Genomic DNA, 13,919 nt, shown 5'->3' with positions numbered 1-13,919 from the left:
TTGATCAGGTCATTGACCCGTTCAAGGCGTTTTGTCTGGAGTTCATAATCCTCTATCAGATCCTGTATCTCCATCCGAGCTTCTGTAAGACCTGCTTTTAATCCTATGCTTTTCATGGCTGCATTCAGAATCAGTATAGCCTTCTTATGCCCATTTCCTCGGAGTTTAGCGTCTTTCCATATCTTTATGATACCTTCCACTCCTAGTCTTACTATCTCCTCAAGAGTTGGTGCCTGCTTTAACACCAGCAGACCTCCCTTGGCATCTATGTGTGTATAAATCCCCTTATATTCCGGGAAATACACTGCAACCCACTTCTGCAGACGGTTCTTCGCCCTTGTCTGTTCTTCTACAAGCACAAACCGGCGGTTTGACGCATTCCGCAGTTCTGCATATACACCTGTCGGCATATATGAATAAAAATATCGTCCATCCCTTACAAGCCCTGCAATAACACGAGGATCTTTTCTGTCATTTTTAGATGGACTATTGTCATCTAATTCTTTGGTCTTATGCACATGGTGCGGATTTACCATCACAAACTTTATGTTCTTTTCACCCATGAACTGCCCAAGATCAAACCAGTAGTGACCGGTTGGCTCTATTCCTACCAGTGCCTCTTTAAGTTCATTTTTCTGCATCAGTTCCACAACAGAATTGTAAAAGCTGTTGAATCCCTCCATAGAGTTTGAAAACGCTACAGGCTTTCTGGTAAGTTCTATGCCTCTCCAGTTAAAAGCTCTGAAATAATGCTTTTCACTGCCAACATCAATGCCGACAATCATTGTTGTTTCTTTTACTTGTTCAATCTTCTTATTTTGTGTAGAATTCATTTGTAGATACCTTCCTTATTCCGCTCATTTGCTAACTGGCCGGTCAGCAATGACAGTTTAACTTAGGTATCTATTTTTGTAAAATCATTTACTTTCTACACTTTGAATTATACAGGAAGCTATTTATTAAAGTACTGATCTATAGCATTTGCCATAGATTTTGCAATTTCATCCTTTTTCGTTGAGAGTATCTTCGCATCAATAGCGTTATCGGCAAATCCTACCTCTACCAAGCAAGTGGGAATAGATGAATATGAGAATATTCTAAGAACTGCAGTATGTGTTCCCTTATTCTTCAGACCTGTAGCAGCAGTAATATTGCTTTCCATATTTTCGGCAAGTTTCTTTGACAACTCTATATTTGTCTTTGTCAGTCCCATTATATTTGTATATCCGGGATAATTACTACCCGATATATAATCATTGTCTCCCGGATAGAAGCTTAGAGTACCTGAGTTTTTACCTGTATTTGAGTGAATTGATATCATTATATCCGAGGTCTCACCGGCTAAAGCACTTCTGGCACCGTTTGAAATATTTTGATTAAAATCAGTCCTGCTCAACACCACACGATATCCCTTATCTATAAGCAAATCCTTAAGTTTCAGTGCTACTTTCAGACTGAATTCAGGCTCCGTCTCTGTTTTGTCATAGATATTCTTACTGTCTCTTGCTTCAACACCTACTCCATAACCCTTATCACCTACCATAGAAGTCTTCATGGGCTTTAGCATTGAATCATCAACAGGATAATATTTTTCTCTTTTTTGATTGGCTTCGGGTGCATTATTGTCACCATGTCCGGGGTCTACGAATACGGTATGTCCGTTGAATGCCGCAGGCTCAAATACATAGGCCTTATAGTCGGGAGCACTACCGTCGGCATTTTTCCACAAATACGGTCTGTACTTTGAGTTTTCACTTAGATGATACACGCCTTTATCTGTAATTATCTTACTATTTTCCTTTAAATTCTTATCCTTCTGCTGATTAACTGCCTGAGTAGCAGCTGTAGTCTCTGCAGTACCGTGTCTTGTAACCGGAGTTACTTTTCTTTTTGCCAAACCCGCACTTACACTTATACTTGTCGCTGCAGATATAACCAATACACATGCACATAACAAATTATACTTTTTAATTCTTTTCATATTCACTCCTTACTTTGTATATCCCATCTCCTTTTCAAAGGCGATTATCAAATTTCTGTTTTGTATCTCAATATCACTTAACATATTGTCGTTAAATTGTTTTGCAGGTATGGTGCCGTGATACCAGCTGCGGGAATTGAAATAGTTTTGCAATCCTGCATCATCAAACATTCTTCCGTGTTTTGCATAGATTTCATTTCTTGCAAGGCGACACTGCTCGGCACCAAGGCCTGCCAATTCACTTTTATCCAGTACTCTTACGCTACTGTCAGGCAAAATAAATTCATTATTTATTGCGACTGTACTTGGCATTGTAGCAGGCTGTACGGTCTGTGCCTCTGTAGAAACGGGCTCTGTCTGTGCCTGTGTTGTTACATCCCCCTCTTCACTCTCTTTTTCCTTGGCTCTTCTCTCCTTTTCCTTTTCTCTCTTTGACGACTTGCTTTTTTTATCAAGCACACTTTCCTGATTTGTACTGTCATCAATTGATATGCTGATAATTCCTGTCTGAACTAAAGCAAATAAAATCAAAAGAAGTGCAAGGATAATACCCGCTATTGTAATGAATACAATTTTAACGCCTTTATTCTTCTTGGTTTTTTTAGCCTTATTACTTTTACCCGAAACATTACCGTTAGGTAAAGTGGCTGTCGAACTTACCTTATCGTCATCTTTTTTAAGATTTACTCCACCTTCATCTTTTTTTACAGGCTCACCGCAGTTTGTGCAGTAATTCATTCCGTCTCTGACTTGCTTTCCGCATTTTGAACAAAACATGCTCATTCTCCCTTATCTTCTTTATATAATAATTTTACCATAAATTTTTCCTGAATACTATATAATCGACCTCTGTTCCTGATTTACACTTAATATTTTAAGATGTATAATATTAATAATAAAGTAAGGAGTTTTATTGAATATGAAAAAAATCATAATCGCTGTTACTTTCTTAACTATATCGGTTTCTTTGACTGCATGCGGACTTGTTGACAAGGGCAGTCTGAAAAAGATAACTGAAGGTCAGGAGTTCAACGCATGGGAAATGGATCTGGTGGAAAAACTTGAATCTTACGGTCTGGAGGAACATGAAAAAGAAAGGCTTCAAAAGATTGATGCCGAATGTGATGATATCGGAGACAATGATTACAAAAATCAGCTTTTGATTGCAAAAAAGCTTGTCAAACTGACTTCACAAGTAGAATCAAGAATCGAGACTTCAGCTAAAGAACTTGTAGAAAAATTAGATAACGCAGATGTACCCTATGCTTCAGAAGATGAAAAGAAAAAACTTGCAGAATACAGTGAAACCGTTTCCGAAATGCTGAAGAAACATGATTTTATCAATTACAAGGAGGTTTCAGAAAACTGGAGCAAACTTGTAGAATACTCAAGTACAAAACTTACCGGTCTGGATGTAAATATAGTCCAATTTGACTACACCAATTATCCTACAGTCAGAATGTATGTGGATGTAAAGAACTCTTCGGGTGATGTTGTCACAAATCTCTCACCGAATATGTTCTATGTATCACAAAAAAGCGTGGCAAACGGTGACTTTCAGTCTGTTACAATTAAAAATATTTCAATGCTCGATCAAAAGGATGCATTAAATATTAATATGGTTGCAGATACAAGTGCAAGTATGGAAGGAGAAAGACTGAGCAGTGCAAAAACTGTAATGTCCACCTTCCTTAATACGGTTCAGTTTAATGTAGGTGATAAGGTAAAGCTTACAGAATTCAACTCATATATTGATAAAAGCGGTGTATTCACTTCCGATGTAAACGCGTTAAACCAAAAGATTTTTTCATATATCGCATCCGGACAAACTAAACTGTATGATACACTTATCTATGCCGTTCAGGATGTATCCGGAATACCCGGTGCAAAATGTGTCCTTGCTTTTACCGACGGCGAAGATGTCGGAAGCTACAATAGTGCAAGTGATGTTATCAATGTGGTATCGGCATATAAGATTCCTGTTTACATAGTCAGAATAGGTGATAATTACAGTGCAAATGACAGTGATCTTATTCAGATTACCTCCGCTTCAGGTGGTGAATTTAAATACTTCAACTCTTTCGGTATGGATATGGGCAATTTCTACAGCAGCATCTACAAGGGTATGAAGCAGTACTATGAGATAGAGTATGAAATGCCTGACGCAAATAATTATACGGATAAGAGAGATATCAGTGTATATGTGAAGGGAGACGGAGTCGGAGGAAGTGCGGATATAGAAACAAACTCAGGAAATGACTTCTTCAACACCCTTCTCGGCAATTTCCTAAGAAGCTATATTGAAGATATGAATTCACACAGCTACAATCAGATGGCTTCAAAAATTGACGATACAGTAAGTCCTACAGATGAAACAGGACTTAAATATCAGATGACTAAACAGGTTACAGGTGGCTTTGCCAATGTAGTAAGTGAAAGTCTTATGTCCTACAATGTAAGTTCTATAACTGTGGTGGATGAAAACACTATAAAACTTGCTACCAACGAAGATTATGATGTTATACTTGACAGAAAATACTCTTCATTTACAGGAGACAAGCTGACTCAAGTCAATACCGCTCTATATAAAAACTCATGGAGTGCAAATGCAGACAGTCAGATACGTATCTGGGAAAGAGTAAACCAAAAGCCTGAATATATTCTAAAAAAAGGCAGTGACGGTATATGGAGATTCTCAAAGTACTCTGTAGACCCGGGATCCAATGCAACCATTGCGATATATGATGCCATGGTTATTTACTAAAATAAAAACTCCTCAGTAGAATTACCTGCTGAGGAGTTTTATTTGTAATAACTCTTATTTATGTTAATTTTTAAAATCCGAAACCTGAAGCTATAGCCTTGGCATCCGCATCAACCCATTTATTTATCAAATCGGATTGCATAGCCTTTTTTCTGACTTCAGGTACCGAGTGAAAACCGTGTTCCACTATCATTCCGGGTACTCCGGCTACGTTTGCACCTCTAAGTACACCGTAATAGTCTCCGTTTTCTCCCATTCTGTAGTATACACTGCCGTTTATTGTAATACTGTCATTTTTAGCAACAGTCCACTCACTTAAGGAACCTTTCTTAACCGAATCAAAGTCCTTACTCTTTGCAAGTCCTTCATTAAAGTTTACAGTTGAAAGATTCTCTCCTATCTTATTGGCAATATTTATACAAAGTTCATTTTCTTTTGCAAGCGAATTTAATATAATAAGCGGCTTATTAATTGCAACAGGCTGTGAATTTGTAGGATATCCGTTTGCATGTGAATTGTTTGAATTAGTATGCAATGATATAAACAAATCCGCACCGGATCTTCCCGCCATATCTCCTCTAAGTGAAATATGACCTCCATCCAGATTTTTATCTGTAAATCCGTCAATGGTAATACTTTCCGTTGTTCTTGTAAGAACCGAAGATATACCGTAGTTTTTCCTTAAACTGTCTCTTAAGGCCAGTCCGAGTTTTAATACCGCCATAGATTCCGAGTAACCGTAACCGTCCTCTCCCTCTATGGCATTCTTTGTCTGAAAATGTCCCGGATCAATACATAAAAGGACATTACTTGCAAAAATTGATTTACCCTTTACCTGCTTCCCGTTTTTTAAATATGCGTCCACTCTGTACTCATATTTTACATATCCGTTTGTGCTTATTTTATCGGTATAAGAGATATTTCCTGTTTTATTTACATCCTTGGATGAAATTCTCTTTATCTCTTTGAAGTCCTTTGCAGATGCATCCTTTCTCAGGATGACATATCTGCCGACTTCATTTATACCGCTGCCTGAAAAAAACAGATTAATCTCATTTTTTGACTTTCTTTCAAAATCAATACTGTCAAGATCCGCCTTTACACTTGCCTCTGAAGCATATGTAATCTTTCCGACAGAAACAAAAGCAAGTACACAGGCAATCAGAGTAAATATAATCTTTTTCCCTGCAAATCTGTTCATAGATTAGAACATCGGTACAACCGCACCATTGTACTTACTTTCTATAAATTTCTTTACAGTATCGCTTTCAAGAGCCTTTATAAGTGCAAGAGTTGCATCTGATTTCTCATCACCCTCTCTTACAGCTATAATATTTGCATATGTAGTAGCCGCAAGTGACTTTGAGTCCTCTATAGCAAGTGCATCGCTTACCTTTAATCCGGCCTCGATTGCATAGTTTCCGTTTACAACGGCAACATCAACATCTTTAAGTGTTCTTGCAACCTGTGCGGCCTCAATTTCCTGAATATCAAGGTTCTTTGGATTTTCAACGATATCCTGCTTTGTAGCATTGATACCTGCACCCTCTTTTAACTTTATAAGTCCGTTTGCTTCAAGTAAGAGCAACGCTCTTGCCTCATTTGTAGCATCATTCGGCACTGAAATCTTTGCACCGTCTGCAAGTGCATCAAGTGATGCAGTCTTTCCGGCATAGATACCGAAAGGCTCATAATGAATTGCACCTGCTGAAACAAGTGTTGTATTGTGCTCTTTGTTAAAGTTCTCAAGGTATGGATAATGCTGGAAGTAGTTCGCATCCAATTCCTTTGTATCAAGGGCCACATTCGGCTGAATATAATCATTGTACTCAACTATCTTTAAATCATAGCCTTCTTTGTTCAACGCTTCTCTTGCAGCCTCTAAAATTTCAGCGTGTGGTGCAGGAGTTGCTCCTACAGTGATTGTCTTTAAATCTTTTGCCGCAGCACTTGTTTGTGCCGACTCGCTTACAGACTCACTTGCGCTTTCACTTGTATTTGTATTTGCAGCCTTCTTTCCACATCCTGCAAGTGCAAGAAGTGATACCAAACCTAATGCTAATAATATTCTTTTCTTCATTTATTATTCCTCCTTAAATTTCATATACAATTTATAGACCATACAAGATATTATGTCAATGATTTAGCCGACATATGTTTATAGTCTTTTTTTATAACAGGTTATATTACCTTATTCTCTTATCGGAACTCTTTGAACTTCTCATAAAGATTTCCTGTATTATTTGAACCAAAATCACAAGGATTGCTACGGTAATAAACATTATATCCGTCTGATATCTGTAATATCCGTAGTTTATGGCGATTGTTCCAAGACCTCCGCCACCTGTAAATCCTGCCATTGCGGAGTATCCCAGTATTGTTGTAACGGATATTGCAGCCCCCACAAGAAGAGAAGGCTTTGACTCCGGTAAAAGCACTTTAAATATTATCTGGGAATTACTTGCACCCATTGACTTTGCGGCCTCTATTACACCCGCATCCACTTCTTTGAGTGAGGACTCAACCATTCTGGCGATATAGGGTGCCGCTGCTATGACAAGAGGCGGTATTACGGCAACAGGTCCTATTGAAGTTCCCACTATAATTCTTGTAAGAGGTATTACCATAATAAGCAAGATCATAAAAGGAACCGAACGTATCAGATTTATAATCATACCCAATATACCGTTTAACTTCGGCATAGGCTTTATACCTGTGTTATCTGTAACAACCAAAACAACCCCAAGCGGAATACCTATAAGGTAAGAGAAGAATGATGAAGCAACAGTCATTAATAAAGTCTCAAAAAGACCTTTTAAAATCATTGATGTCATATTATTCTGTCATCTCCTTTCCTTCGATTAATTCCACCTCATGATATACCACACCGATACTGTCAAGATATCTCTTTGCCTTTAATGCTTCTTCTTCACCGGATATCTGAACAATCATATGACCTACTGCAGAGCCTCCGATATCCTTTGTCTGTGCATAAAGAATATTAACAGGAATTCCGCAGGATAAAATCATATTTGAGAGTACAGGCTCAAAAGAGCTTCTGCCGTCAAATTCTATTCGAAGTTTAACTCCCGATACAATTTCTTTATTCGGCAATACATCACCGAGTATCAGCTTTTTACCTATGTCGGACTGCGGATTGGCAAAGATGTCTTCCACTCTGCCCATCTCGGCAATACGGCTGTTTTCAATAATTGCAACTCTGTCACAGATGCTCTCAATGACTTTCATCTCATGAGTTATTACTATTACCGTAATTCCCATATTTTTATTTATATCTTTTATAAGATCAAGTATCTGTTTTGTAGTCTTAGGATCAAGTGCCGATGTAGCCTCGTCACATAATAAGAGTTTCGGATTTGTGGCAATCGCTCTTGCTATAGCCACTCTTTGCTTTTGTCCTCCTGAAAGCTGCGCAGGATATGCCTTTTCTCTGTCTGAGAGTCCCACCAGCTTCAGTAACTCTTTTGCTCTTTTTACAGCCGCAGCTCTTGGAACACCGCTTATTTCCAGAGGAAAACATACATTATTCAGTATATTTCTCTGTGAAAGCAAGTTGAACTGCTGAAATATCATTCCCATATTCCTTCTGATATTTCTTATACCCTGCTCACCCATCTGCTTTAAAGGCTTACCTTCAAAATACACATCTCCTTCAGTAGGTACCTCCAGATAATTGATACATCTGACCAAAGTAGACTTACCTGCTCCCGATAAACCTATTATTCCGAATATTTCCCCTCTGTTTATATCCAGATTTATATCATCCAGAGCCTTTACATCTCCGTTCTTTGTATGAAAGACTTTGCCCATGGACTTTAAGCTTACAATAGAATCCATACTCCCCCTTAATTACACAACTCCACTATGGACTGTGCAAATATTTTTGCTGAAGCTATAAGCTCATCTATTACAACAAACTCGTCGGCTCCATGCATTTTTGTATCAGTTCCCGGGAAAACCGCACCGAATGCAACACCGTTTTCGATATTGTGTACATAGGTACCGCCTCCCATGGCAATACATTCACCCTTAAGACCTGTATAATCTTCATAAATTGATAGCAAGGTCTTTACAAAAGGAGAATTTCCGTCCACCTCATGTGGTGCCAAAACCGAATTATTTAAAAATTCCACATCTATACCTGCGAATTTTTCCCTTACGGTTTTTAATATCTTATCTCCGTCACCGCTTACAGGAATTCTGCTGTCAAAGAATCCGTGCATTATATTATTCTTTAAAGTGAGCATTGAAAAAGCAAGTGTAAGTGCACCGCTTTTTTCGTCCTCTACGGCAATACCCATTGCCTCACCCTTTGTATCTCCATGCGGCATAAGAGCATACAATTTCTTTATAGTCTCTATCTTCTTTGAAGGTGAAAAATCAAGTCTGCAAAGTAATTCCAAAAGTCCTGTAATGGCATTATTTCCGTTTTCAGGAGTTGATGCATGTGCATTTGCACCAAGTGCCGTAATCTCAAAAACCGGCACAAGATCGTACTTAAACTGTATGCCTGTTTCCTTTGTTACTTCCTTGGCTTTTGCCTCCACTTCTTCTATATCAAATCCCTCTATGACCGCCTTTGCCTTTGGAGGTACTACATTTACCTTAGTACCTGCTTCAATACTTACAAGTCTTTTTTCACCCGCATCTTCAAGAGAGGCTGAAAACTCTCCCTGCAGCTGTCCCTTTTCAATATTTACCACCGGGAATTCTCCGTCAGGTGAAAATGTCATAGGAGCTTCTTTTTCCTTGGTATAGTAATACTTTATACAGCTGCTTCCGCACTCCTCATCCGTACCCAAAACAAGTCTTGTATTCTTCTTTACAGGTATGTTAAGATCCTTAACCGCACGAAGAGCAAAAAGCGCAGCAACCGCAGGTCCCTTATCATCTGAAGTTCCTCTTCCGTAGATCTTTCCGTCTATTTCCTTAGGTTCAAAAGGTGATGTAACACTCCATCCTTCTCCCTCAGGTACTACATCCAAATGAGCAAGTATATCAAGTCCCTTTTCTTTGTTGTTAAGATCTATTGCACCTGCATAATTATCATAGTTTGTTATATCAAAACCGTATTTTTCAGCAATACTCAGTGCCATAGTAAGTGCTCTTTTAGGTCCTTCACCGAAAGGTGCACCCTCCACATACTCACCTTTTGTACTGTTTATAGAGCAGAGCTTGATGATATCCGCTACCATCTCGTCTCTGTGCTCATCTATATATTTTTCTATTTCTTCTCTGTATTTTCTCATAACTTTCCTTTCCTAGTTCTTTCCGAACTCACTTAAAACAAGTCCTTCATTTCTCTCCTCAACCATTCTTACACTCCAAGGATGTGTAAAAATAAGAAGCGGACGATCTTTAAGATCTTTGATCTTTTTCATATCACTTGTTCCCTGTATCTTATCTATATCTACAGTAGATGTTTCATCAATCCATCTTATATGCTCATAAGGCAGCTTATCAAGTTTTACATCTACATTATATTCATTTTTCAATCTGTATAATAATACTTCAAACTGAAGCACACCTACAACTCCCACTATTATCTCTTCCATTCCGGTATTATACTCCTGGAAAATCTGGATTGCACCCTCCTGAGCTATCTGATACACACCCTTTAGGAATTGCTTTCTCTTCATGGTGTCCACCTGACGTACTCTGGCAAAATGCTCAGGTGCAAATGTAGGTATACCCTCAAACTCGATATTATTTACAGTGGCAAGTGTATCACCTATACCGAATATACCCGGATCAAACACTCCGATAATATCTCCGGCATATGCCTTTTCCACTATCTTTCTCTCATCCGCCATCATTTGAGTGGACTGATTGAGCTTTATCTTTCTGTTTCCCTGTACATGGAAGACATCCATACCGGCATCATATTCGCCTGAACAGATCCTCATAAATGCGATTCTGTCTCTGTGGGCTTTATTCATATTTGCCTGAATCTTAAATACAAAAGCGGAGAAGAACTCATCCTTCATAGGATCCACAAATCCGTCATGAGTTTTTCTCTTAAGAGGTGAAGTGGTCATTTTTAGGAAATGCTCAAGGAAGGTCTGCACACCGAAGTTTGTAAGAGCCGAGCCAAAAAATACAGGACTCAGTTCACCGGCTGACACTCTCTCCATATCAAGATCATCACTTGCACCGTCCAAAAGCTCTATATCATTTCTCAATATATCCGCATAGTCAAATCCGATATAATCGTCAAGCTTACTGTCCTCAAGTTCAATAAGCTGTGTATCCACTTCCTTCATACCTGCATTTGCGGCTGTGAACTTATTTATCTGCTTTGTCTGTCTGTCATATACACCCTTAAAATTCTTTCCGGAACCGATAGGCCAGTTCACAGGACATGTTCTGATACCGAGCACATTCTCTATCTCATCCAAGAGCTCAAACGGATCTCTCGCCTCTCTGTCAAGCTTGTTTATAAAGGTAAATATAGGTATCTTTCTCATTACACAGACCTTAAAAAGTTTTATTGTCTGTGCCTCAACACCCTTGCTTGCATCTATTACCATGACTGCAGAATCCGCCGCCATAAGAGTTCTGTAGGTATCCTCGGAGAAGTCCTGATGTCCCGGTGTATCCAAAATGTTGATACAAAATCCCTCATAGTTAAATTGCATAACAGATGAAGTTACAGAGATACCTCTCTCCTTTTCTATCTCCATCCAGTCACTTACCGCATATTTGGCAGTCTTTTTTCCCTTTACACTTCCTGCTAAGTTAATAGCACCGCCATAGAGCAAAAACTTCTCGGTCAATGTTGTTTTTCCTGCATCCGGGTGTGATATTATGGCAAATGTTCTTCTCTTACTTATCTCTCCAAAGTTCACTTAAAAATTCCTCACTATCTCATCAAATATCTTTTCTGCCACTTCCAGTTTTGACAGCTTATCAAGTCTTATCTCATTATCCTTTGTAAATATGGTAACCACATTTGTATCGGTTCCGAATCCCGCTCCCTCAACCTTTACATTATTTGCAACTATCATATCCGCATTTTTCTTAGCCAATTTATTCTTTGAATTCTCTTCCATATTTTCGGTCTCCATGGAAAATCCGCAAATAAACTGTTTCTTAGGATTATTTTCTTTTCTCTCTCCAAGTTCCTTTAATATATCTTTAGTCCTTGAAAGTTCAATAGAAAGATCCCCGTCTTTTTTCTTTATCTTTTCATCACTGTAATTTGCAGGTGTATAATCCGCAACGGCCGCAGCCTTTATTATAATATCCTGTGAATCTGATATTTTCATAATCTCTTCATACATATCCTCAGCTGATTTTATATCAATTCTGTTTATAAAATCAGGTACAAAGACATTTGACGGTCCCATTATGAGACTTACCTTGGCGCCTCGATAAGCCGCCATCTTTGCAATCTCCACTCCCATCTTTCCTGTGGAGTTGTTTGATATATATCTTACAGGGTCAATTGCCTCTCTTGTAGGTCCCGCACTTACGCATACTTTCTTACCGACAAGATCCTTTTTCTTATATACTGCCCTTTTGATATATTCCAAGAGCATCTCAGGTTCAGGCATTTTTCCTGCTCCGCTATCTCCACATGCCAGATGACCGCTTGCAGGCATGATAATATCCATGCCGTAGGTTCTAAGTTTCATAATATTGTGCTTAACCACCTTGTTTTCAAACATCGTGGTATTCATAGCAGGTGAAACCACTATAGGGCATCTCATTGCTAAAGCCGTAGTAGTCAGCATATCATCCGCAATACCGTTTGCCAGCTTTCCTATAACATTTGCGGTGGCCGGTGCTATCAAAAATACATCCGCCCACTTTCCAAGCTCTATATGATCCACTTTAAATTCAAAATTTCTGTCAAATGTATCTGTATATACTTTTTGTGCCGTAAGAGTTTCAAATGTCATAGGTGTGATGAACTGACAGGCATTCTCAGTCATTATTACTTTTACATTTGCACCCTGTTTTTTTAACATACTTGCAAGGTTTGCAATTTTATATGCCGCAATACCCCCGGTTACACCAAGTAATATATTTTTATCTTTCAGCATAAAGCCTCCATAAATCTTAATTTTTATTTAGATATAATGCTTACACGATTATACGCTATTTTATTATTGCAAGCAAGAACAGAGATTAGTATACTTTATATAAAATAAAGCTTTTATTGAAATATCGTTCTCAGACGCTTAGACGGTATACATACTTTAAAAGCCTTAAATCTACTTACATAAGAAGGATAATTTTATGATTTTAGCAATCGATATGGGTAACACAAATATTGTCATCGGCGGTATCGACAATGAAAAAACATATTTTCTTGAAAGAGTCACAACCTACACTACAAGAACCGATCTTGAGTACTCTATGTATATAAAAGGTATCCTCGATATACATGGAATAAAACCTTCGGATATAGAAGGTGCAATTCTATCAAGCGTAGTTCCTCCTCTGAATGAAACCGTCAGAAATGCAATCAAAAAAATACTCGGTATTGAATGTATGCTTGTAGAATCAGGTATGAAAACAGGATTGAATATACTTATGGACAATCCGAAAACTGTCGGCTCCGATATGATAGTGGACGCTGTGGCTGCAATGGATGAGTATCCTCTTCCGCTTGCAATCATAGATATGGGAACCGCTACCACCATATCTGTAGTAGATAAAAGCGGAAATTATATAGGCGGTATAATACATCCCGGACTTCGAATCTCACTTGATACTCTAAGTTCAAAAACCGCTCAGCTTCCACAGGTAAATCTCGATATGCCGAAAAAAGTTATAGCAAAGAATACAATAGACAGTATGAGAAGCGGTATCCTATTCGGACATGCAGGTATGATGGACGGTATTATATCACGTATGGAAGAAGAGCTTGGTGAAAAACTTAATGTAGTAGCCACAGGAGGTCTCGCACCTTTTGTAACACCTCTTTGTACACATGATATTATCGTAGATGACAATCTTTTACTTAAGGGATTGCTCAAACTATATATCAAAAATTATATATAAGCACAACAAAGGGACTGTCGGGAAATAAGTAATTTTACTTCCCGCAGAACAAAATAGAAATATCCTGACAAATACAAGGCATTTCGGCTTTGTAACTTTGTCAGGATATTTTACTTTTCTATAATACTGTCTATTTTTGGG

At 38.3% G+C, this 13,919-nt stretch carries 12 protein-coding genes; 2 read left to right on the top strand and 10 right to left on the bottom strand.

Annotation, left to right across the window (positions count from 1 at the left end; genetic code table 11):
* The 3 genes from SBH76_RS13190 to SBH76_RS13180 all read right to left on the bottom strand — a co-directional run.
* Window positions 1-833, bottom strand: an 833-nt coding sequence (locus SBH76_RS13190; RefSeq protein WP_317978145.1) for an IS110 family transposase, incomplete at its 3' end; no start/stop codon positions are given.
* A 119-nt stretch (window positions 834-952) separates the two neighbouring features.
* Window positions 953-1,981 carry an N-acetylmuramoyl-L-alanine amidase family protein gene (locus SBH76_RS13185; RefSeq protein WP_317978144.1) on the bottom strand — a complete coding sequence of 343 codons (1,029 nt, stop codon included), beginning with the start codon at window positions 1,979-1,981 and terminating at the stop codon, window positions 953-955.
* 9 nt (window positions 1,982-1,990) lie between these two features.
* Window positions 1,991-2,758: a YARHG domain-containing protein gene (locus tag SBH76_RS13180; RefSeq protein ID WP_317978143.1), complete on the bottom strand. Its 768-nt coding sequence runs from the start codon at window positions 2,756-2,758 to the stop codon at window positions 1,991-1,993.
* A gap of 142 nt (window positions 2,759-2,900) precedes the next feature.
* Between SBH76_RS13180 and SBH76_RS13175 the strand changes: the two genes are divergently transcribed.
* Window positions 2,901-4,745 carry a VWA domain-containing protein gene (locus tag SBH76_RS13175; protein WP_317978142.1) on the top strand — a complete coding sequence of 615 codons (1,845 nt, stop codon included), beginning with the start codon at window positions 2,901-2,903 and terminating at the stop codon, window positions 4,743-4,745.
* A gap of 70 nt (window positions 4,746-4,815) precedes the next feature.
* Here SBH76_RS13175 and SBH76_RS13170 read toward each other — a convergent pair whose 3' ends face one another.
* The 7 genes from SBH76_RS13170 to coaBC form a co-directional block, all read right to left on the bottom strand.
* Window positions 4,816-5,946 carry an N-acetylmuramoyl-L-alanine amidase family protein gene (locus tag SBH76_RS13170; RefSeq protein ID WP_317978141.1) on the bottom strand — a complete coding sequence of 377 codons (1,131 nt, stop codon included), beginning with the start codon at window positions 5,944-5,946 and terminating at the stop codon, window positions 4,816-4,818.
* Between the two features lie 3 nt (window positions 5,947-5,949).
* The gene (locus tag SBH76_RS13165) at window positions 5,950-6,825 is read right to left on the bottom strand and encodes a MetQ/NlpA family ABC transporter substrate-binding protein (RefSeq protein ID WP_317978140.1); all 876 of its coding nucleotides are present in this window, start codon (window positions 6,823-6,825) and stop codon (window positions 5,950-5,952) included.
* A 106-nt stretch (window positions 6,826-6,931) separates the two neighbouring features.
* On the bottom strand, window positions 6,932-7,579 hold the full coding sequence (locus tag SBH76_RS13160) for a methionine ABC transporter permease (protein WP_317978139.1): 648 nt from the start codon (window positions 7,577-7,579) through the stop codon (window positions 6,932-6,934).
* Between the two features lies 1 nt (window position 7,580).
* The gene (locus tag SBH76_RS13155) at window positions 7,581-8,603 is read right to left on the bottom strand and encodes a methionine ABC transporter ATP-binding protein (RefSeq protein ID WP_317978138.1); all 1,023 of its coding nucleotides are present in this window, start codon (window positions 8,601-8,603) and stop codon (window positions 7,581-7,583) included.
* An 8-nt stretch (window positions 8,604-8,611) separates the two neighbouring features.
* A complete protein-coding gene (gene pepV, locus SBH76_RS13150) occupies window positions 8,612-10,015 on the bottom strand; it encodes a dipeptidase PepV (protein WP_317978137.1) in 1,404 nt (467 codons plus the stop codon).
* A gap of 12 nt (window positions 10,016-10,027) precedes the next feature.
* Window positions 10,028-11,614, bottom strand: coding sequence for a peptide chain release factor 3 (locus SBH76_RS13145; protein WP_290648669.1), 1,587 nt, complete (start codon window positions 11,612-11,614; stop codon window positions 10,028-10,030).
* Window positions 11,615-12,814, bottom strand: coding sequence for a bifunctional phosphopantothenoylcysteine decarboxylase/phosphopantothenate--cysteine ligase CoaBC (coaBC, locus tag SBH76_RS13140; protein ID WP_317978136.1), 1,200 nt, complete (start codon window positions 12,812-12,814; stop codon window positions 11,615-11,617).
* A 196-nt stretch (window positions 12,815-13,010) separates the two neighbouring features.
* Between coaBC and SBH76_RS13135 the strand changes: the two genes are divergently transcribed.
* Complete coding sequence (locus SBH76_RS13135; protein ID WP_317978135.1) at window positions 13,011-13,778, top strand: type III pantothenate kinase; 768 nt, start codon at window positions 13,011-13,013, stop codon at window positions 13,776-13,778.
* Window positions 13,779-13,919: the final 141 nt, after the last annotated feature.

Source organism: Lachnoanaerobaculum sanguinis (assembly GCF_033242365.1).
In the GTDB taxonomy this organism is placed as follows: domain Bacteria; phylum Bacillota; class Clostridia; order Lachnospirales; family Lachnospiraceae; genus Lachnoanaerobaculum; species Lachnoanaerobaculum sanguinis.
Note: the sequence above shows the minus strand (reverse complement) of the source record. Positions and strands in the feature narration are given on the sequence as shown.

What these genes read in the sequence shown, in the direction of transcription:
- SBH76_RS13185 (WP_317978144.1), bottom strand. Translation starts at nt 1,981, where the DNA reads ATGAAAAGAATTAAAAAGTATAATTTGTTATGTGCATGTGTATTGGTT.
- SBH76_RS13180 (WP_317978143.1), bottom strand. Translation starts at nt 2,758, where the DNA reads ATGTTTTGTTCAAAATGCGGAAAGCAAGTCAGAGACGGAATGAATTAC.
- SBH76_RS13175 (WP_317978142.1), top strand. Translation starts at nt 2,901, where the DNA reads ATGAAAAAAATCATAATCGCTGTTACTTTCTTAACTATATCGGTTTCT.
- SBH76_RS13170 (WP_317978141.1), bottom strand. Translation starts at nt 5,946, where the DNA reads ATGAACAGATTTGCAGGGAAAAAGATTATATTTACTCTGATTGCCTGT.
- SBH76_RS13165 (WP_317978140.1), bottom strand. Translation starts at nt 6,825, where the DNA reads ATGAAGAAAAGAATATTATTAGCATTAGGTTTGGTATCACTTCTTGCA.
- SBH76_RS13160 (WP_317978139.1), bottom strand. Translation starts at nt 7,579, where the DNA reads ATGACATCAATGATTTTAAAAGGTCTTTTTGAGACTTTATTAATGACT.
- SBH76_RS13155 (WP_317978138.1), bottom strand. Translation starts at nt 8,603, where the DNA reads ATGGATTCTATTGTAAGCTTAAAGTCCATGGGCAAAGTCTTTCATACA.
- pepV (WP_317978137.1), bottom strand. Translation starts at nt 10,015, where the DNA reads ATGAGAAAATACAGAGAAGAAATAGAAAAATATATAGATGAGCACAGA.
- coaBC (WP_317978136.1), bottom strand. Translation starts at nt 12,814, where the DNA reads ATGCTGAAAGATAAAAATATATTACTTGGTGTAACCGGGGGTATTGCG.
- SBH76_RS13135 (WP_317978135.1), top strand. Translation starts at nt 13,011, where the DNA reads ATGATTTTAGCAATCGATATGGGTAACACAAATATTGTCATCGGCGGT.